At 33.6% G+C, this 20,023-nt stretch carries 17 protein-coding genes and 3 other annotated features (1 of these 20 cut by a window edge); of the genes, 14 read left to right on the top strand and 3 right to left on the bottom strand.

What is annotated here, in order from left to right:
• Positions 1-110, top strand: a binding site (T-box leader); it begins 118 nt to the left of the window's first position.
• 62 nt (positions 111-172) lie between these two features.
• The 10 genes from thrS to zapA all read left to right on the top strand — a co-directional run bounded on the left by thrS (position 173) and on the right by zapA (position 10,779).
• Positions 173-2,089, top strand: coding sequence for a threonine--tRNA ligase (gene thrS, locus EQM05_RS12840; RefSeq protein ID WP_128750400.1), 1,917 nt, complete (start codon positions 173-175; stop codon positions 2,087-2,089).
• Between the two features lie 40 nt (positions 2,090-2,129).
• Positions 2,130-2,246: a sequence feature (ribosomal protein L20 leader region), on the top strand.
• A gap of 43 nt (positions 2,247-2,289) precedes the next feature.
• Positions 2,290-2,784, top strand: coding sequence for a translation initiation factor IF-3 (infC, locus tag EQM05_RS12835; protein WP_243108072.1), 495 nt, complete (start codon positions 2,290-2,292; stop codon positions 2,782-2,784).
• 22 nt (positions 2,785-2,806) lie between these two features.
• Complete coding sequence (gene rpmI / locus EQM05_RS12830) at positions 2,807-3,004, top strand: 50S ribosomal protein L35 (RefSeq protein WP_128750398.1); 198 nt, start codon at positions 2,807-2,809, stop codon at positions 3,002-3,004.
• A 29-nt stretch (positions 3,005-3,033) separates the two neighbouring features.
• On the top strand, positions 3,034-3,393 hold the full coding sequence (gene rplT, locus EQM05_RS12825) for a 50S ribosomal protein L20 (RefSeq protein ID WP_128750397.1): 360 nt from the start codon (positions 3,034-3,036) through the stop codon (positions 3,391-3,393).
• Positions 3,394-3,529: 136 nt separating this feature from the next.
• Positions 3,530-4,882 (top strand): TrkH family potassium uptake protein, encoded by a 1,353-nt coding sequence (locus EQM05_RS12820; RefSeq protein ID WP_243108071.1) that lies wholly within the window; start codon positions 3,530-3,532, stop codon positions 4,880-4,882.
• An 11-nt stretch (positions 4,883-4,893) separates the two neighbouring features.
• Positions 4,894-5,556, top strand: a complete 663-nt coding sequence (locus tag EQM05_RS12815; RefSeq protein ID WP_128750396.1) for a TrkA family potassium uptake protein — start codon at positions 4,894-4,896, stop codon at positions 5,554-5,556.
• Positions 5,557-5,570: 14 nt separating this feature from the next.
• A complete protein-coding gene (locus EQM05_RS12810; protein ID WP_128750395.1) occupies positions 5,571-6,359 on the top strand; it encodes an RNA methyltransferase in 789 nt (262 codons plus the stop codon).
• A 46-nt stretch (positions 6,360-6,405) separates the two neighbouring features.
• Positions 6,406-6,636: a binding site (T-box leader), on the top strand.
• A 52-nt stretch (positions 6,637-6,688) separates the two neighbouring features.
• The gene (gene pheS / locus EQM05_RS12805; RefSeq protein WP_128750394.1) at positions 6,689-7,708 is read left to right on the top strand and encodes a phenylalanine--tRNA ligase subunit alpha; all 1,020 of its coding nucleotides are present in this window, start codon (positions 6,689-6,691) and stop codon (positions 7,706-7,708) included.
• A gap of 13 nt (positions 7,709-7,721) precedes the next feature.
• Entirely contained in the window at positions 7,722-10,100 is a 2,379-nt protein-coding gene (gene pheT / locus EQM05_RS12800) for a phenylalanine--tRNA ligase subunit beta (RefSeq protein WP_128750393.1), read from the top strand.
• A 76-nt stretch (positions 10,101-10,176) separates the two neighbouring features.
• Positions 10,177-10,779: a cell division protein ZapA gene (gene zapA / locus EQM05_RS12795; protein ID WP_128750392.1), complete on the top strand. Its 603-nt coding sequence runs from the start codon at positions 10,177-10,179 to the stop codon at positions 10,777-10,779.
• Between the two features lie 34 nt (positions 10,780-10,813).
• Here the strand turns inward: zapA and EQM05_RS12790 are convergent, their stop codons facing one another.
• Complete coding sequence (locus tag EQM05_RS12790; protein ID WP_128750391.1) at positions 10,814-12,067, bottom strand: hypothetical protein; 1,254 nt, start codon at positions 12,065-12,067, stop codon at positions 10,814-10,816.
• A gap of 193 nt (positions 12,068-12,260) precedes the next feature.
• Here EQM05_RS12790 and EQM05_RS12785 point away from each other — a divergent pair, with 193 nt between their 5' ends.
• Entirely contained in the window at positions 12,261-12,935 is a 675-nt protein-coding gene (locus EQM05_RS12785; protein ID WP_128750390.1) for a hypothetical protein, read from the top strand.
• Positions 12,936-13,025: 90 nt separating this feature from the next.
• Here the strand turns inward: EQM05_RS12785 and EQM05_RS12780 are convergent, their stop codons facing one another.
• Both EQM05_RS12780 and EQM05_RS12775 read right to left on the bottom strand, forming a co-directional pair.
• Positions 13,026-13,298 (bottom strand): hypothetical protein, encoded by a 273-nt coding sequence (locus tag EQM05_RS12780; RefSeq protein ID WP_128750389.1) that lies wholly within the window; start codon positions 13,296-13,298, stop codon positions 13,026-13,028.
• 52 nt (positions 13,299-13,350) lie between these two features.
• Positions 13,351-14,103: a hypothetical protein gene (locus EQM05_RS12775; protein ID WP_128750388.1), complete on the bottom strand. Its 753-nt coding sequence runs from the start codon at positions 14,101-14,103 to the stop codon at positions 13,351-13,353.
• A 131-nt stretch (positions 14,104-14,234) separates the two neighbouring features.
• Here EQM05_RS12775 and EQM05_RS12770 point away from each other — a divergent pair, with 131 nt between their 5' ends.
• The 3 genes from EQM05_RS12770 (at position 14,235) to EQM05_RS12760 (ending at position 20,016) form a co-directional block, all read left to right on the top strand.
• Positions 14,235-15,230 (top strand): glycosyltransferase, encoded by a 996-nt coding sequence (locus EQM05_RS12770; RefSeq protein WP_128750387.1) that lies wholly within the window; start codon positions 14,235-14,237, stop codon positions 15,228-15,230.
• A gap of 70 nt (positions 15,231-15,300) precedes the next feature.
• Positions 15,301-17,652: a U32 family peptidase gene (locus EQM05_RS12765; protein WP_128750386.1), complete on the top strand. Its 2,352-nt coding sequence runs from the start codon at positions 15,301-15,303 to the stop codon at positions 17,650-17,652.
• Positions 17,653-17,655: 3 nt separating this feature from the next.
• Positions 17,656-20,016, top strand: a complete 2,361-nt coding sequence (locus EQM05_RS12760; protein WP_128750385.1) for an endonuclease MutS2 — start codon at positions 17,656-17,658, stop codon at positions 20,014-20,016.
• The last annotated feature ends 7 nt before the right edge of the window (positions 20,017-20,023 follow it).

The following is a 20,023-nucleotide window of genomic DNA, read 5'->3' as shown; positions in this document are numbered from 1 at the left end:
GCTTTGACCTATTAAGTATTATCGTATGCCAGCGTTACATGGCACTAAAGTAAAAGTGATTCACATTGCTTTTAATTTGGGTGGAACCACGATTAATACTCGTCCCATAATCGGGAGGAGTTTTTTTATTTTTTGTTTAAAAAGCTATTATGGTAATTGTAAGGAGGTTATTATGATAAAAGTTACTCTTAAAGATGGAAAGATAATGGAGTTTGAAAGTGGAGTAAAGGTTGCTGAAGTAGCAGCCAGCATTAGCCCTGCATTAGCTAAAAAAGCACTTGGTGCAGTAGTTGATGGAAAAAAGGCTGAGCTTATGACTGTATTAGATAAGGACTGTTCTCTTGAAATTGTTACATTTGATGATGATCAGGGGAAATGGATTTTAAGACATACAGCTTCACATATATTAGCTCAGGCAATGAAAAGATTATACCCAAATGTTAAATTAGCAATTGGACCAGCTATTGATACTGGATTCTACTATGATTTTGATGCAGATTTTGCATTTACTCCTGAAATGCTTGATAAAGTTGAAAAGGAAATGAACAAAATAATAAAAGAAAACCTGAAATTAGAAAGATTTGAGCTGCCAAGAAAAGAAGCCATAGCATTTATGGAGGAAAAGGGAGAAAACTATAAGGTTGAACTTATAAAAGACTTACCTGAGGATGAAATAATTTCTTTCTATAAGCAGGGAGATTTCACAGATTTATGTGCAGGACCTCATGTACCATCAACTGGAAAAGTTAAGGCTGTTAAGCTTTTGTCCATAGCTGGTGCATACTGGAGAGGCAATGAAAAGAATAAAATGCTTCAAAGAATATATGGAACAGCATTTGTTAAAAAGAGCGATCTGGATGATTACTTAAAAATGCTTGAAGAAGCAAAAAAGAGAGATCACAGAAAGATAGGCAAAGAATTAGACCTATTCAGCATACATGAAGAAGGACCAGGATTCCCATTCTTCCATCCAAAGGGAATGATTATAAGGAATCTACTGGAGAATTACTGGAGAGAGGTTCACACAAAGGCTGGATATGATGAAATAAAAACTCCAATAATATTAAATGAGGAACTTTGGCATCAGTCAGGTCACTGGGATCATTACAAGGAAAACATGTATTTCACAAAAATTGATGATAATGATTATGCTATAAAGCCTATGAACTGCCCTGGCGCAATTTTAGTTTACAAGAATACAAAGCATTCCTATAGGGAACTGCCAATAAGACTTGCTGAATTAGGATTAGTTCACAGACATGAAAAATCCGGTGCACTTCATGGATTAATGAGGGTAAGATGCTTTACTCAGGATGATGCTCATATATTTATGACAAAGGATCAGATTACAGGTGAAATACTAAATGTAATAAAATTAATTGATTCCTTCTACAAGGTATTTGGATTTGAATATTATGTTGAATTATCAACAAGACCAGAAAATTCCATGGGAAGCGATGAAGACTGGGAAGCAGCAACAAATGGATTAAGAGAAGCCTTAAAAGAAGCTGGACTTAAATACAAGGTAAATGAAGGAGATGGAGCATTCTATGGCCCAAAGATAGACTTCCATCTTAAAGACTGCATAGGAAGAACATGGCAGTGCGGAACAATACAGCTGGATTTCCAGATGCCTGAAAGATTTGACTTAAGCTATATTGGTGCTGATGGAGAAAAGCACAGACCAGTTATGGTTCACAGAGTTGTATTTGGAAGTATTGAAAGATTTATTGGTATCCTTATTGAACAATATGCAGGTGCATTTCCTGTATGGCTTGCTCCTGTTCAGGCAAAGATTATGAATATCACAGGAAATCAAAGTGAATATGTGGAATCTGTAGCTAATAAATTAAAGGACGCAGGCATTAGAGTTGAAACAGACTTAAGAAATGAAAAAATAGGATATAAGATAAGAGAAGCACAGCTTCAGAAGATACCTTACATGATAGTACTTGGAGACAAGGAAATGAGCGAAGGAAACATTGCTATAAGAAGCAGAAAAGGCGGGGATCTTGGAGCAATGGCCATTGATGACTTCATAGTAAAAATAAAAGCAGAGGTAGATAATAAAATCAATGGATTAGAATAAAAATTTGTTGACAATAATAATATAAGATAGTATAATTTTATTTGTTAAGCAGAAACGAGCCGTTTCTCACCTTATGGCACTGCTAATAAGGTAAGTGAATTAATCCTTTGTGTTGTATTGTAATTTAGGACGGCTTGTACCGTCCTTTTTTTAATGTAAAAATATACCCGGAGGTGAAAATTATTAATAAAGATTACTTAATGAACGAACAGATTAGGGAAAAGGAAGTTAGATTAATTGATGCAGATGGTGCTCAATTGGGAATCGTAGCTTCAAGGGATGCACTTAAAATTGCTGAGGACAAGGAATTAGATTTGGTAATGATTTCGCCAAATGCGAAACCACCAGTATGCAAAATAATGGACTTTGGTAAATTTATTTATGAACAATCTAAAAAAGATAAAGATGCCAGGAAAAAGCAGAAGGTTGTCAGCTTAAAGGAAATCAGACTAAGTCCAAAGATAGAAGAACATGACATTGAAATCAAGGCTGCAAATGCTAAGAAATTCTTATTAGCTGAAGATAAAGTAAAAGTTACAGTAAGGTTCAGAGGCAGAGAGGCAGATTATTCATTTATAGGACATAAGATCCTTGAAAACTTTGTTTCTATAATTGAAGATGTATGTGTGGTTGAAAAACCAGCAAAGCTTGAGGGAAAAAATATGATAATGATTTTAGCTCCCAAAAGAGCATAAACATTGAGAGGAGGAACTTATCATGCCAAAAATGAAAACAAGTAGAGGTGCCGCTAAGAGATTCAAGCTTACAGGTACAGGTAAATTAAAAAGAGCTAAGGCTTTTAAAAGTCATATATTAACAAAGAAATCAACAAAAACTAAGAGAAATCTTAGAAAAACTGCTTATGTTTCAAGCACACAGGAAAAAACAATGAAGAAGATACTACCATACCTATAATCGTGGATTTATAAAAGGAGGGTCTCATAATGGCAAGAGTAAAAAGAGCTATGAATGCTCGTAAATATCATAAAAAAGTATTAAAGCTTGCAAAAGGATACTACGGAGCAAAGAGCAAGCTGTTTAAAACAGCAAATGAATCAGTTATAAGAGCATTAAGAAATGCTTATGTTGGAAGAAGATTAAAGAAAAGAGATTTCAGAAAGCTATGGATAGCCAGAATTAATGCTGCTACAAGAATGAATGGAATGTCATATTCCAGATTCATGAATGGCATTAAGCTTTCAGGAATAGATATAAACAGAAAAATGCTTTCAGAGATAGCTATAAATGATCCAAAAGCATTTACTGAGCTGGTAGAAATTGCAAAGAAGCAATTAACTGCATAACATTTATTTGTACATAAGTGCGGCATATTAAGTGCTGCACTTTTTATTTTTGAATAAATTGACAAAACCAATGCCCATGCTATAATAATATATATGTTTATGTTGGAGTTGGCATAAAAATAGAGGGGGAATCTTTGTGGTGGTAAATATTAAAGTGACTGATAAAATAAAGCTCCAGCCTGTTCAAATACTGGCAATAGGGTTTGCTTTGGTTATACTAACAGGTGCCATATTGTTAAACCTGCCTATAGCATCCCAAAGCGGAAAAAGTGTACCCTTTATAGATTGTTTATTTGTATCTACATCTGCTACTTGTGTAACTGGTTTGATAACTGTAGATACTGGAACAACCTGGACATACTTTGGAAAGACAGTTATTATGTGCTTAATACAAATAGGCGGCCTTGGATTTATGTCTTTTGCCACATTATTTGCTTTACTTATAGGAAAAAGGATAACACTTAGAGAAAGACTTGTAATGCAGGAATCATTAAATTCTTTTACACTTCAGGGCTTAGTAAAAATGGCTAAATATGTTCTTATTTTTACATTTTCAGTAGAAGGTGCAGGAGCATTACTTTTATCAACGCAGTTTATACCTGAATTTGGCATTTTAAAAGGCATTTATTACAGCATATTTCATGCTATATCAGCATTTTGTAATGCTGGTTTTGATCTAATGGGTAATTTTAAAAGTTTAACATCATACTATGACAATGGTGTAATTATCCTTACCATAGGTGGATTAATAGCCTGCGGCGGATTAGGATTTTTCGTATGGCAGGAAATATATAATTATAAAGGTCTTAAGAAATTATCGCTTCATTCAAAACTTGCTATAACTACAACATTAATATTGATCTTTGGAGGAGCAATATTGATGTTTTTATTTGAATATAATAATCCTGGAACTATGAAGGATATGTCATTAAAAGGAAAGTTATTGTCCTCATTATTTGCATCAATTACACCAAGAACAGCAGGCTTTAACTCTATTTCAACTGCAGATATGAGCCCTGCAGGAAGATTTTTAACTATGATTTTAATGTTCATAGGCGGATCACCAGGATCTACAGCAGGAGGTATAAAAACAACCACTGCAGCACTTCTTGTTATGACAGTGATATCAAGCATTAAGGGCAAGGATGATACCGAAGTATTTAGAAAAAGAGTATCTAAAGAAGTAGTATACAGGGCACTTGTTGTATCAGTAGTAGGCTTGCTTCTGGTAATTACTGTAACTATGATTTTATCTGTTACTGAAAAGGGATTTTCATTTGAATATTTATTATATGAAACTACTTCAGCTTTCGGCACTGTTGGACTTACTTTGGGACTGACTCCAAAGCTGACTTCTATAGGAAAGATTCTTTTAGCATTTACAATGTATGCAGGAAGAGTAGGACCGCTTACATTATTGTTAGCTATAGCTAATAGAAGAGGAAAAGATATGATTAAATATCCTGAAGAAAAAATTTTAGTTGGATAGGGGTGTATAAAATGAGCAAGAAACAATTTGTGGTTATTGGAATAGGAAGATTTGGGAGTTCTTTGGCAAAGACCTTATATGCACTAGGAAATGATGTATTGGCAGTTGATATAGATGAAGAAACAGTTCAGAATATATCTGAAAGCGTAACACATGCTGTACAGATTGATGCCACTGATGAAAATAGCTTAAGAGCACTTGGAATAAGCAATTTTGATGTAGCTGTAATTACCATAGGAGAGGATATCCAGGCCAGCATAATGACAACACTGCTTATAAAGGAAATTGGAGTAAAATACATTATTGCAAAGGCTAATAATGAGCTCCAGGCTAAGGTGCTTTATAAAATAGGTGCTGACAGGGTAGTACTTCCAGAAAGAGACATGGGTGTGAGAGTTGCACATAATCTTGTATCATCAAGTATACTTGATTATATAGAGCTTTCTCCTGATTACAGCATTGCAGAAGTAGTGGCTCCTAAGGACTGGCATAACAGATCCTTAAAAGAGCTGAGCATGAGGTCAAACTATGGTGTCAACGTGGTGGCAATAAAACATGATGGCGATATTAATGCTTCACCTAACGCTGAGGATGTAGTAGAGCCGGGGGATATAATAGTTGCCATAGGCGGTACAGAGGAATTAAGCAAAATTGAAGATATGTTCACAAAATAACAGGTATTAAATATATGGATATAATAAGAAGCAAAGAAAATAAACTGATAAAAAATGCAAAGAAGCTTTTGGAAAAAAGATACAGAAAACTCAGCAGGAAATTCATAGTTGAAGGCTTTAGATTCACAGAAGAAGCTCTAAAATCCAGCTTTAATGTGGAAACTATATTTGTTTCAGAAGCTTCCAGAGATAAATGGAACAGTTACGGTTTTGAAGCTAAAGTTAAAAAAGGCACCAATGTATATTGGACATCAGATCATGTTATAAAGTATTTAAGTGACACTGAAACACCTCAGGGAGTGCTGGCAGTGGTTGCCATGAAGGAAAACAATATTTCCTTTGAAGAAGGCTTTTATGTGCTGGCAGATAAGGTTCAGGATCCCGGAAATCTTGGAACCATTATAAGAACAGCACATGCTTCTGGTGCCTTAGGAGTTATATTAACAAAGGGCACAGTGGATGTCTATAATAATAAGACATTAAGATCCACTATGGGTTCCATTTTCAATGTGCCTGTTATAGAGGATGAAAACTTAGAGCTGCTTAACAGTTTAAGAGAAAAAGGCTTTAAATTAATAGTAAGTACACTAGATGCAGATATGAACTTCTATGATATTGATTTAAAAGGAAGATATATCATTGCTGTGGGAAATGAAGGCAGTGGTATCAGCAGTGAGATTATGAACATTGGGGATATTAAGGCCAAACTTCCCATGCCTGGAAATGCAGAGTCTCTAAATGCAGCTGTGGCTGTTTCTGTTATGATGTATGAAGCAGTAAGACAAAAGCTGAATAAAATTTGACATTATGATAATTAATATGTAAAATATAAAAAAGATAAACATATATGTACACATTTTGATGGAGAGAGTAGATATCATAAAATTTTCAGGGATGAAAAGCCTTAGACTGAGAGCTTTTTTAAATGTAATGATATTGAAGTTCACTCCGGAGTTCTAACTGTAAATTTAGCTGGATTTTTTCTGACTATTAGTAGCAGCTGGCGGCTTTTACCGTTATAAAATAAAGTGAGCATTTATGCTAACTTGGGTGGTACCGCGGATATAATTCGTCCCTTTTTAGGGGCGTTTTTTTTATTGTAAATTTCAAAAGTAAGGAAAGGAGAAATAAAATGAAGGAAAAACTAAAAAGCATAAAAGACAGTGCCTTAAAGGAATTAAAGGAAGCTGCAAATGTAAGCGAAATTGAAAATATCAGAGTTAAATATCTTGGCAAAAAGGGTGAATTAACACAAATACTTAGAGGTATGGGATCACTTACCAAGGATGAAAGACCAGTTGTAGGCAAAATAGCAAATGAGGTAAGAGAAAACATAGAAGACTTTATAGCAAAGGCCTCAGATGAAATAAAAGAAATTGAAAAGAAGAATAGGCTTGAAAATGAAGTCATAGATATTTCCATGCCTGGTAAAAAGCAGATTATAGGTAAAAGACATCCTCTTGACATAACCCTTGAGGCCATGAAGGAGATATTTATATCCATGGGATTCACCATTGAAGAAGGACCTGAGGTGGAGCTTGATTATTATAACTTTGAAGCATTGAATATACCTAAGAACCACCCTGCACGTGGAGAACAGGATACATTTTATATCAATGACAATATAGTTTTAAGAACCCAGACATCTCCAATTCAGATAAGAACTATGGAAAATAATAAACCGCCTATAAAGATGATAGCTCCAGGAAAGGTTTATCGTTCAGATGCAGTAGATGCAACTCATTCTCCTATTTTTTATCAAATGGAAGGATTGGTAGTTGATAAGGGCATAACCTTTGCTGACTTAAAGGGAACACTTGAGATGTTTGCAAAGAAAATGTTCGGTGAAAAGGTAAACACAAAGTTCAGGCCTCACCACTTCCCATTCACAGAACCATCTGCAGAAATGGATGCCACATGCTTTGTATGTGAAGGAAAAGGCTGCAGAGTTTGCAAAGGCAGCGGCTGGATAGAGCTTCTTGGCTGCGGAATGGTACATCCACAGGTACTTAGAAACTGCGGCATTGACCCTGAAGTATACAGTGGATTTGCATTTGGATTTGGAGTAGACAGAATGGTTATGCTTAAATACGGCATTGATGATATAAGACAGCTTTATGAAAGTGATATGAGATTCTTAAATCAATTTTAGAGGAGGTAAAAAAATGAAGGTTCCAGTTAAATGGTTACAAGATTATGTTAATATAGATATTTCAGCAAAGGAATTAGGAGACAGATTAACACTATCCGGCTCACAGGTGGAGGAGGTTATAACTACAGGAGAAGAAATTCAAAATGTAGTTACAGGAAAAATATTAAAAATAGAAAAGCATCCTGATGCAGATAAATTAGTTGTATGCCAGGTGGATATTGGAAAAGATGAAAATATTCAAATAGTTACAGCTGCTACAAATATGAAGGAAAATGATATAGTTCCAGTGGCTCTTCACGGTTCAACCCTTCATGGAGGACTTAAAATCAAGAAAGGCAAGCTTAGAGGAATAGTTTCCAATGGAATGTTCTGTTCTGAGGAAGAGCTTGGAATAGCTGGAGACAAACCAGTTCACGGACTTATGATACTTCCACAGGATACAGTAATTGGAGAGGACATTAAGAAGGTGCTTGGCCTTGACAATGCCATTATTGATTTTGAAATTACATCCAACAGACCAGACTGCTTAAGTATTGTTGGTATGGCAAGGGAAACAGCTGCTACATTAAATACAAAATATAATATGCCTGCACTTGATTATAAATGCACTTCAAAGGAAAGTATAAATTCCAATATAAAGGTTGAAGTCAATGATAAATTATGCAAAAGATATATGAGCAGAATGATTAAAAATGTAAAAATCCAGCCTTCACCAGGATGGATGCAGGACAGACTTTTAGAGGCAGGAGTAAGACCAATAAACAATATAGTAGATATCACTAACTTTGTTATGATAGAGCTTGGACAGCCGCTTCATGCCTATGATTTAAGAGAGATAAAATCAGGAAAAATAGTTGTAAAAAGAGCTGAGCCTGGAGAAAAGTTTACCACTTTAGATGGAGTAGAGAGAGATTTATCACATGATATGCTTACTATTAGAGATAATGAAACAGCCATTGGTATTGCAGGAATAATGGGAGGACTTGATTCAGAAATCAAGGATGATACCACAGCTGTAGTTTTTGAAAGTGCTGATTTTGATGGAACAAATATAAGAGTTTCATCTAAAAAATTAGGAATAAGAACTGAAGCCTCCGGAAGATTCGAGAAGGATCTGGATCCTAATATGTGCGAAACTGCATTAGACAGGGTATGCAGTCTGATAAATCAGCTTCAGTGCGGCGATATATTAGAGGATACTATAGATATTTACAATGAAAAAACAGAAAAACATACAGTTGAAGTCAGCAGCAAATGGGTAAATGAATTCCTTGGAACAGATATTGCACCATTTGAAATGAAGGAATATCTGGACAGATTAGAGTTAAATACTAAGGCTAATGGTGATACACTGATAACTGTTGTGCCAACTTTCAGAGGAGATATAAATATAAGAGAAGATGTGGCAGAGGAAATTGCAAGAATGTATGGTTATAATAATATTCCTACAACTATGATAAGATCTGTATCTGTACGTGGAGGAAAAAATGAAAAGCAGCATTTGGATGACAAGGTGTTAAATGCACTTATAAACAGCGGATTAAATCAGTCCATAAGCTATTCATTTGTAAGTCCTAAGGTTTTTGATAAGATTTTAATTCCTAAGGACAGCCCTCTTAGAAAAGTGGTAACCATTAGAAATCCCCTTGGTGAGGACTTCAGCATAATGAGGACCACTACTATACCATCAATGCTGGAATCTCTTTCAAGAAATTATTCAAGAAGCAATGAAACTGCAGCACTGTTTGAAATAGGAAAAACTTATGCTGCCAATGAAGATGCTGAAAAGCTTCCTTATGAAACAAATGTTTTGTCCATAGGAATGTATGGTAATGTGGATTATCTTAATTTAAAGGGTGTAGTTGAAAATGTATTGGAAGCCTTAAATATAAGCAATGTATCCTTTAAGAGAGAATCAGAAAATCCAACTTTCCATCCTGGGAAAACAGCTTCACTTTATATTAAAAAGGATTATGCAGGGGTGCTTGGAGAAATCCATCCAGATGTTACAGCTAACTATGGAATTGACACAAGATGCTACGTGGCTGAGATAAATTTAGATACATTATTTAAGCACTCAAACCCTGAAAAGAAGTATAAGCCTCTTCCTAAGTTCCCTGCTGTTACAAGAGATATGGCACTTTTGGTGGATGAATCAACTCTTGTTTCAGATATAGAACAAATAATGCATAAACAGGGCGGAAATATGGTTGAGAGCATAAAGCTCTTTGATGTTTACAAAGGAAAGCAGATTCCTCAGGGTAAAAAAAGCATTGCTTATTCTATAACATACAGAATGGAAAATAAAACATTAACAGATGCGGAAGTAAATAAGGTACATGACAAGATCCTTAGAACACTGGAAATGAAATTAGGGGCACAACTTAGATAAAGTATGGCAATTCATGTTTTACATAAAGTAAATTTGTGCTAAAATAGAAATAAGAACTTTTCAAGAGGGTGTTTGGATGAATGTGGTAACAGTGAAAATAAATGGCGTTGAATATAATTTAAAGGGCGAAGAAAAAGAGGAATATTTACATAAGGTAGCCAGTTATGTAGATAAGAAAGTAAAGAATATTATTGAAGGCAATAATAAATTAAGTACTGCTTCTGCTGCTGTACTTTCTGCCATTAATGTGGTGGATGATATGTTCAAGGTTCAGGATAAATATGATAAAGCCATTAAGGAATGTAATAAGGCTGAAAATAATGATGCTGCCCTGAAAGAGCAGATAGAATCCTTTAAGAAGCAGATGAAACATCTTGAGGAATACAATGCTGAGCTTCAGGAAAAAGTAAAAGACAGCGAAAATTCTGAGCTTATAAAAGAAAAGGATCTTGAACTGGAGAAAGCTAAAAAAGAACTGGAAATTATGCAGCAGACAACCCAAAAATATATGGAACAGTACAATTTATTAAAGACAGAAAATAAGGAATTAAACTTTCGCCTGCAGTCATCAAAATACAAACTTATAGATTTAGAAAGAAAATTAGTTGATAATCAGATAAGTCTGGTTAAAGAAAAAAAGCAGAATCATCCTCTTCTTAAAGATGAAAATATAAAGTAAAGTTAAAGGCAGAATGTAACATATTTTAATAATGTTATGTTCTGCCTTTAAAAAAGCCGAATAAACCGCTGCCTGGTTTTTTTTCTTCCTTTAATTCATTGATAATTATATTTAATCTGTTTATTTCAGTGCTAAGCTGCTGCAGTTTACTGTTTAACAGTGTTATTTCAGCATCTTTTTTCTTTATTATCTGCTGAAGATTATATATTTCCGATGATTTAAGGGTGATTTCACTTTCAGCCTTTATAAGTTTATATTTCTTCTGCTGAAACTTTTTAAGCAGTATAGTATATTTATCATCTGAAGCCCCACCCATATATATGTACAAATCAGCAAAGAGTACAATGGGTATATAATTTTTTACATATATATAAATTGAGTTAATTTCCGTATTATTTTTATCCTCTGAATAATTAGATATAAAACCGGCTTTTATAATTTCACCAGGACTTATTACAGTTTTAATTACTGAGCCTTCTGAGGAATTAATGTAATTAAGCTTTTTACCCTGATTCCAGCATAAATATATTTCATTGTCCAGGTACATAACTGCACAGGAATTAATATAAAGCTGCCTGGAGATTTCAGTATTGCTGCCATTAGTGTATATTAATGAAGAAAAGCTGCCCTGACTTTTAATATAAAGTCCATGAATTGAATTATTAATTAAAAGCATTTCATAATCTAAAAATGTGAAATCACTATAATCCATAATGGTGCGTTCACTGCATCTTTTGTCCAAAGTGTTTAAAATCCTATAAACTAAAGTAAATCTGCTGTCATGTTTTACATAAAATATAAATATATATTCACCTTGTTTTAGTACACTAAAGCTTTTATTTTTTTCAATATATATGGTGTCAATAAAGTTAGGCCTGCTCCATCCTAAGCTTTCACTAAATGTCTGGTACACAAGTATTCCATCTTTTTCATATTCATTGGAAATGGAGTAAAATAAATAAATATTATTTCTTACCATTGCAACTTGAAACTGCACTTTTTCATGGTTTTCTGATTTTCTTTTGAACAAAGTATAATTTTTAAAGGTATTATTTTCAGGTACTGCTACAGAAATGCTGCCATTTATATCTTCATAGAAAATGTTTATTTCATCCTTGCTATTAATATACACAGTAAAATTATCAATGGCGCTTTCTGCTGCAATTAAATTATTTTTTATTTTATTATTACAAAAATTTATGCCAACAATGCCTTTGGATTTTTCATAAAAGAAATACCAAAGCTCTCCGCTGCTTTTTTTAACAATAAAAGCACTGCAGTATTCCATATTAAGAACTCCTTATATAATTCCATTTATATAAATTATGCTTATTAAAATAAAATAATTCTTTTAATATATGTAACATATGGAAAAGCAGCTCATATTATAATATTAAAGACTTATCATGCAAATTTGCATGTATTTTTAAATTGAGAATGATATTTAAACACATGTTATTTAATTTAGTAGGAGGCCGTAAATGGAAAGTATGGATATCAGTAGCCTTGATAAAACATGCAATAAGGAAGAATGCATTTTTGCCTATAAAATATATGACAGCTGCAGGCAGCAGGACTGCTTAATATTACCTGTTTTAAATTTAAATGGTACGCCATATTGTGATCATGTACCAATTACCTTTAATAATTCACTAACAGTTACCCCTGAAATAAAAGATGTAAGGCCTAATAACATCAAAAGGGGATATTTCGACATAGATATAGAATATACATTTAACTATAATGTAAAAGGCAATTCTGCAGCTGCAGGCCCTAAGAAAAGTATTTTTCCTAAAACTGTTACATTATTTGGATCAAAGTCATCAGATGTTGCTATTGTAACTAATCTTCCTGATTTTAAAAATGGATCAGCATTTGAACCCCTGTCACAAAGTCTGCCATATGTTATTGTAGAAGCCAGCGTAAACTTTTTGAAATTTGAATCAGTACCTATAGCAGGATCTGTTGATAAAAACTTTTTAGTAACACTGGGATTGTTTACACTTATAAAATCAGTAAGACCAGTTAACCTTATAGTAAAATCTTCAGGATTCTGCAAACCAGAAAAATGCGTCGACCCATCAGATGATGTATGTGACTTCTTTGAAAATGATGTGAAATTCCCATTTGACATATTCAATCCGCCGCAAAAATAATACTATTTTAACTAAGAACTAAGAAGTAAACGTAAGAACTTTTTTGGGGCTGTCGCATTAGCAGTTAAAACTGCTGATGCAAGGCCCTTTCTAAAGATTAAAGATTAAAGAACAAAGATTAAATAATTGAGATTTTCTGCCTCGGCAGAAAATTTTTAATTTAAGTTTTACTGTAAGCAAAATAACAATCTTTGTTCCCTGTTCTTTAATCTTTCCTGCTTTAGTATAAGTATATGGCTCTGTTAGCGAATAATGTGGATGTTTTAACATGGAGGGAATAGCTTGTCCGTTTGTATAAAATTTGCTGTAAACATTTGCATAACCATTTATAGTATCATCCACATTATAATATAACAGAGCCATATGGAGTGCACATCATACTATATATTAAAGACAGCTAAAAGGCAAAAGTAAATCAGAAGGTCATAAAATTCATTGAATCAGCATCAATATATTTTTCAGCGCTCCAGTTTTCAAATGGCAGATTAAGGTTCTTACACCTAATTATGTTACTTGAGTTGTTTTTAAAATAATTTATAAAGCCTGTACCCGATGGGGTTATGAAAAGGTTTGCATTTTCAGCACATTGTACATAAATATTTGAATCTATTGTAGTCCATTTATCAGTATTGCTATTAAAATACTGTATTTTAAAATAGCAATCACTATTTGAGGAATAGAATATATAAAGGTTTTCTTTAAAAATATCCACTATATATGAAAATAATCTGTATGTAACATTTATTTCTGAAATAATAATACTGCTAGAGAGGCAGTTTTTAAAATAAATATGATTTAAACTCCATGTATGCACATTTTTTGCACTGCAGGTCATATAAAATATATTAATCTTGTCTAGTATAATTTTTAATTTAATATATCTGACAAAATGAGTATTAATATCAATCTTTGTGATAATTTCATCAATTGAGGCTGAGGAGAAAATGCTGTGCATTAGTATACCGCTGTTAGTTAAATAAATAATGTGGATGTGATTATGTATATCTATATCAACAGAAAAATCTATAACATTTTTTCTGTATGAAAGCTTATTATTAAATGATTCGGTGATATTTTGAACAATTAAAGTATTTGATTCAATATAAAACTTATGAAAGTTGTTATTTAAATCACCTGCAATGCAGGTACTGCCATATTTAAAAACCATATCAGCCTCCACAGCTATTTTGCTTATATAAATATATGTAAAACTAATACTTAATATTCTGTGATATTGCACATAAGTGCTGCATAGATTTATTTTAAGATATCAAATCTATAATAGGGGGGATTCCTTTAATGAAAGTTCTGCTGTGCATCAGGAATGACTACTCGAGAAACTTTGGAGGGGATTGCACTCAGCTTTTGATGACTGCAAAGTATTTAAGAAAAAAGGGTAATGAAGTTGATATAAATGGTGGGAATATTACTGATTATTCAAAGTATGATATTATTCACCTGTTTAACTTAACAACCATTTGGGATACTTATAAGTATTTTAAAATAGCTCATTCATATAAAAAAACCATTGTGCTGACTCCTCTTTACTGGAACTTGAAACAATATTATAACTTTATAAATGATACTGAAGGGGCCAGGCTGTGGGATAAGTGCAGGGCTTACACAAAGAAAATACTGGCAGGCTGTAAAATGCTATATCCAAACAGCTATATGGAAAAGGATCAGATTACAAATGATTTTGGAAATTCAATACCCTGTAAGGTAATTTATAATGGAGTGGATATTTTAAATGATGAAACACCTTTGTATAATTTTAAGGACAGATATAATTTAGACGATTATATTTTGTGCGTAGGCAGAATAATGCCTCTTAAAAATCAGCTCACCTTAGCCAGAGTGTGCAGGGATTTAAAGCATAAGCTTATTCTAATTGGAAATGTAAGCAACAAAATGTACTTTCACAAATGCCTTGAATACCATAATGTTATGTATTTAGGATTTCTGGACAGTTATAATATATATAATGCCTATAGATTTGCCAGAGTACATGTGATGCCAAGTTATGTTGAAATCAGCGGTATTTCCTCACTGGAGGCGGCTGCTACAGGGTGCAACATAGTTACAACAGACAATGGAAGTGCCCGGGAATATTTTAATGATCTTGCATATTACTTTAATCCATTCGAAGAAAATTCACTGTATAGTGTAATTGAAAGTGCTTATAAAAAACCAAAGGATAATAATCTTAAAGATTATATTATAAACAAGTACAGCTGGAAGAAGTATGCAGATGAATTAAACGACAGCTATATGGAATTAATGAAAAGCAAATAGTCCTTCATCTTGTGATGAAGGATTTTTAAATGTATAATTAACCTTAGGAAAATTAGTGGGAGAGATGAAAATGAACAAAATAGAATTACTGGCTCCAGCAGGAAGTCTGGAAAGCTTATATGCCGCAGTACAGGCAGGAGCAGATGCAGTTTACATAGGAGGAAGTAAATTTTCCGCAAGGGCATATGCCTCTAACTTTGATGATGAAAATATGATACGTGCAATAGACTACTGCCATTTATATAATGTAAGGATATTTGTAACCATAAATACATTAATGAAGGAAAACGAAATAGATGAAGCCATAGAATATGCCAGGTTTCTCTATGAACAAGGGGTAGATGCTTTGATAATTCAGGATTTGGGTTTTGCAGCAAAGCTTAAAGGCGAAATTCCTGATTATGAAATACATGCTTCCACCCAGATCACCGTTCATAATGGTGAAGGGGCAAAGCTTATGGTACAAAGCGGCTTCAAAAGAATAGTATTATCAAGAGAGCTGTCCCTTAATGAAATAAAGTACATATCCAAGGAACTTAACATTGAAACGGAAATATTCATACATGGTGCACTTTGTATATGCTATTCAGGACAGTGCTTAATGAGCAGTTTAATTGGAGGAAGAAGCGGAAACAGAGGAAGATGTGCACAGCCCTGCAGACTTCCATATACACTATTAAACAAAAGTGGAGATACAAAAGCCAAGGGATATTTACTGAGCCCAAAGGATATATGCACTATTGAGGATATTGAAAAAATCATATTAAGCGGTACCAAATCACTAAAAATTGAAGGAAGAATGAAAAGGCCGGAATATGTGGCAGGTGTGGTAAGTGCATACAGAAAGACCATAGACAGCGTTTATTCCAAAATAAATAATAATTTCAATATAAATAGGGAAAAAGAAAAATTAGCACAGCTGTTTAACAGACAGGGATTTTCAAAGGCATATTTATATGGAAATACGTCAAAAGACATGATGGCAATGAATTTCCCTAAGAACACTGGAGTTAAGCTTGGAACCGTTTCAAAAGGCTTAACGGTGCTTTTAGATAATTCCTTAAGCATTAAAGATGGAGTAAGGGTTTCAGAAAATGGATTTATAGTATCTAAGATATTTAAGAATGGGAAACAGGTCACTGAGGCAAATAAGGGAGACAGAGTTGAAATAAAGCCCTGTGAATTCAAGTCAGGGGATGTATTGTATAAGACCTCTGACACCAGACTTTTTGAGGAATTAAAGGAAATATACAAGGATGTATACGGCAAAAAAATACAGCTTGATTTAAAGATTAATTTTAAAATATCAGAACCTTTAAGCATTTCTACAGAATACAAAAATAAACTTTTTACATCTCAGGGGCATATTGTAGAAAAGGCTGAAAAAAGCCCTATTACTAAAGATAAGATATTAAATCAGCTGAAAAAAAGCGGAGGTACACCCTTTGAATTTTTAAATGTTTCTTTAGAAAATTATGAGCCAGGATTTACTGCTGTTTCATCACTTAATGAAGTTAGAAGAAATCTAATAAGTGATATTGAAAATTATATTATAAGTTCATATAAAAGAAAAATTGTAAACAGGAATGTTTCAGAAAAGCATAATACAATAAAAAATAATGAAATGCCTGAGTTTATTATAACAGTAAACACCAGTGAGCAGTTTAAAGCTGCAGTGGATACAGGATTTCACCACATTGCTGTGAATATATTTAATAAGAAGGATAATATAAACCTTGAAGATATACTTAATGAAAGCAATAAAATATATTTAGTAATTCCTAATATAATAAAAGAAGAATTCAGCTCAATATGCAGCGTAATTAAAAAGTACTCTGATAAAATTCAGGGCATTATAACTTCAAACTTAGGTATTATTAATGTATTTAAAGGAAAATTAAACATAATTGGAGATTATAAATTAAATATTTTTAATTCATATTCTGCTGAGTATTTTGAAAAAATCATAAATGGATACTGCATAAGTGTGGAGCTTAACAGATCAGAAATAATCCGTATAGACCCAGGAAAGTTTAATGCACAGATGCTTATTTACGGCAGAATTGAAAACATGGTAAGTGAATACTGTGCCATAGGGGGAACAGTAGGAGAGAAATCTCAGACGCAAAGCTGCAAAGCCCCATGCACAAGGGACAGCTTTGTTCTGCAGGACAGAATGCTTCAGGATTTCCCTATAATTACTGATAAATACTGCAGAATGCATATTTACAATTCAGCACCATTAAATTTACTTGGAAATTTAAATGATATAAAAAAGCTTAATTTTAAATCCTATAGACTTGATTTTACAGATGAAGATTACAATAAAACAACAGAAGTATTACATCAACTAAAAAAAGGAACCTGGAGCTATGACTTTCAGGGTTATACCAGGGGACATTATAAAAGAGGAGTAGAGTAGCAAATGAACGATAAAGCCTTAAGAGTTTTGGAATTTGATAAAATAAAAAATATCATAAAACAATATACAAATACACAGGCTGCAAAGGATATAATAGATGATTTAAAGCCCTATGATAATGTTTATGAGGTAAGGGAGCATCTTGAAGAAACAAAAGAAGCCTTTCAGCTTTTAACTAAAAAGGGATCTGCACCTTTTGAAGGTGTTTATGATGTAAGGGATGGAATAAGCAGAGCTGAAAAGGGATCTTCATTAATGCCTTCACAGCTTTTAAAAATAGCAGCACTACTTAGAAGTGCAAGAAGATTTAAGGAATATGTATCACACAGAGAGGAAGAAGAAAGCTTCAGAGTAATTGAGGATATCTGCGCGGGCCTGGTTCCTCTTAAGAAAATTGAAGATGACATATTTAATGCTATTGTAAGCGAAGAGGAAATATCAGATAAAGCCAGCACAACTCTTTACAATGTAAGGCGTGCCTTAAAGGACAAAAATGCCTCAGTAAGAGATAAGGTAAACTCTTTAATAAGAAGCAACTCTCAATTTCTGCAGGATAACCTGTATACCATGAGAGGAGAAAGATATGTTCTCCCTGTAAAGGCAGAGTGCAAAGGGGCTGTTCCCGGCTTGGTTCATGACCAGAGCTCCAGCGGGGCAACCTTATATATTGAGCCTATGGGCCTTGTTAACTTAAATAATGAAATTAAGGAATTAATGCTAAAAGAAAAAGCTGAGATTGAAAGAATTTTAAGTGAACTTTCAGGAAAAATATATGACAATATTATTGCTGTAAGAAATGATTCTAATATAATCTGGGAGCTGGATTTTATTTTTGCAAAGGCTAAATATGCCAGCGAATTAAACTGCAGCTGCCCAATAGTAAGCGAAAATGGAGTAATAGATATAATTGAAGGAAAACATCCTTTAATAGACAGGAAAAAGGTAGTGCCAAGCAGTGTATATATGGGAAGGGAATTTACTTCATTGATAATTACAGGACCAAACACAGGAGGCAAAACTGTAACTTTAAAAACCGTGGGACTTCTTCATTTAATGGCATTAAGCGGAATACTTATTCCAGTAAGAGAAAATTCAACCATAAGCTTTTTTAAAGAAATATATGCAGACATTGGTGATGAGCAGAGCATTGAGCAAAGCTTATCCACATTTTCTTCTCATATGACTAATATAGTTAATATTATTGATTGTGCAGACAAGGATTCACTGGTTTTATTTGATGAACTTGGTGCAGGCACAGACCCCACAGAAGGAGCTGCACTGGCTGTATCTATTTTGGAGAATTTAAGGAAAAGACATGTTGAAGTAATTGCAACCACGCACTATAGCGAGCTGAAGGGATATGCATTAAAGACCCAGTCCGTAGAAAACGCTTCTGTGGAATTTGATGTGGAAACATTGAGACCAACATATAAACTGCTCATAGGTATACCTGGTAAGTCTAATGCCTTTGAAATATCCAAAAGACTTGGACTTCCTGATTACATTATTGATGATGCCAGAGACAGTATAGCCAATGAGACTCTTCAATTTGAAGACTTAATTCAAAGCCTTCAGGAAAAGAGCATAAAGGCTGAAAGCGATGCAAGACAGGCGGCTGTATTAAAATCCGAAGCCGAAAATATAAAGAAAAAATATGAAGAAAAGCTTAATACACTTCAGAATGCAAGAGAAAAAGCATTAATTGATGCTCAGAGAGAAGCAAAAAGAGTTATAAAGGAAGCAAAAGAGGATGCAGACAGCATATTGAAAAATATGAGAGAGCTTGAGAGAATGGGATATTCCTCAGAAGCAAGGCAGGCTTTAGAGGAGCAGAGAAAGAAGATCAAGACAAGGCTTGAAAAAGCAGATAAAGCTGAGGTTACCATTGAAAGAAGCAAAGGTGAATCTCTTAAAACTGTAAAAGAAGGAGAAGAAGTACTGCTGTCATCTTTAAATCAAAAAGTTGTAGTTCTTTCCAAACCTGATAGTAAGGGAGAGGTTCTGGTTCAGGCAGGTATAATGAAAATATCTGCAAATATAAAGGATCTCAGAACTTTAAATGGTTCAGCTGGAACAGAAAAAAGAAAACCAAGCAAAAAAATGAATTTAAATCTTAAATCAGTTTCTTCATCAATAGATTTAAGAGGAATGGATTCAGAGGAAGCCATTTATGATGTGGATAAATATCTGGATGAAGCATATTTAGCTGGATTAAATGAAGTTACCATAATTCACGGTAAAGGTACTGGTGTTTTGAGAAAAGCCATTACTGATATGCTGAAGCACAACAGCCATGTTAAAAACTATAGATTGGGAGAGTATGGAGAAGGAGGCAGCGGCGTAACCATAGCTGAACTGAAATAAATAGTTT

It is taken from the genome of Clostridium sp. JN-9, from assembly GCF_004103695.1.
GTDB lineage: Bacteria > Bacillota > Clostridia > Clostridiales > Clostridiaceae > JN-9.
Note: the sequence above shows the minus strand (reverse complement) of the source record. Positions and strands in the feature narration are given on the sequence as shown.

Coding starts and splice junctions, on each gene's coding strand:
- thrS (WP_128750400.1), top strand. CDS start 173: ATGATAAAAGTTACTCTTAAAGATGGAAAGATAATGGAGTTTGAAAGT.
- infC (WP_243108072.1), top strand. CDS start 2,290: ATGAACGAACAGATTAGGGAAAAGGAAGTTAGATTAATTGATGCAGAT.
- rpmI (WP_128750398.1), top strand. CDS start 2,807: ATGCCAAAAATGAAAACAAGTAGAGGTGCCGCTAAGAGATTCAAGCTT.
- rplT (WP_128750397.1), top strand. CDS start 3,034: ATGGCAAGAGTAAAAAGAGCTATGAATGCTCGTAAATATCATAAAAAA.
- EQM05_RS12815 (WP_128750396.1), top strand. CDS start 4,894: ATGAGCAAGAAACAATTTGTGGTTATTGGAATAGGAAGATTTGGGAGT.
- EQM05_RS12810 (WP_128750395.1), top strand. CDS start 5,571: ATGGATATAATAAGAAGCAAAGAAAATAAACTGATAAAAAATGCAAAG.
- pheS (WP_128750394.1), top strand. CDS start 6,689: ATGAAGGAAAAACTAAAAAGCATAAAAGACAGTGCCTTAAAGGAATTA.
- pheT (WP_128750393.1), top strand. CDS start 7,722: ATGAAGGTTCCAGTTAAATGGTTACAAGATTATGTTAATATAGATATT.
- zapA (WP_128750392.1), top strand. CDS start 10,177: ATGAATGTGGTAACAGTGAAAATAAATGGCGTTGAATATAATTTAAAG.
- EQM05_RS12790 (WP_128750391.1), bottom strand. CDS start 12,067: ATGGAATACTGCAGTGCTTTTATTGTTAAAAAAAGCAGCGGAGAGCTT.
- EQM05_RS12785 (WP_128750390.1), top strand. CDS start 12,261: ATGGAAAGTATGGATATCAGTAGCCTTGATAAAACATGCAATAAGGAA.
- EQM05_RS12780 (WP_128750389.1), bottom strand. CDS start 13,298: ATGGCTCTGTTATATTATAATGTGGATGATACTATAAATGGTTATGCA.
- EQM05_RS12775 (WP_128750388.1), bottom strand. CDS start 14,103: ATGGTTTTTAAATATGGCAGTACCTGCATTGCAGGTGATTTAAATAAC.
- EQM05_RS12770 (WP_128750387.1), top strand. CDS start 14,235: ATGAAAGTTCTGCTGTGCATCAGGAATGACTACTCGAGAAACTTTGGA.
- EQM05_RS12765 (WP_128750386.1), top strand. CDS start 15,301: ATGAACAAAATAGAATTACTGGCTCCAGCAGGAAGTCTGGAAAGCTTA.
- EQM05_RS12760 (WP_128750385.1), top strand. CDS start 17,656: ATGAACGATAAAGCCTTAAGAGTTTTGGAATTTGATAAAATAAAAAAT.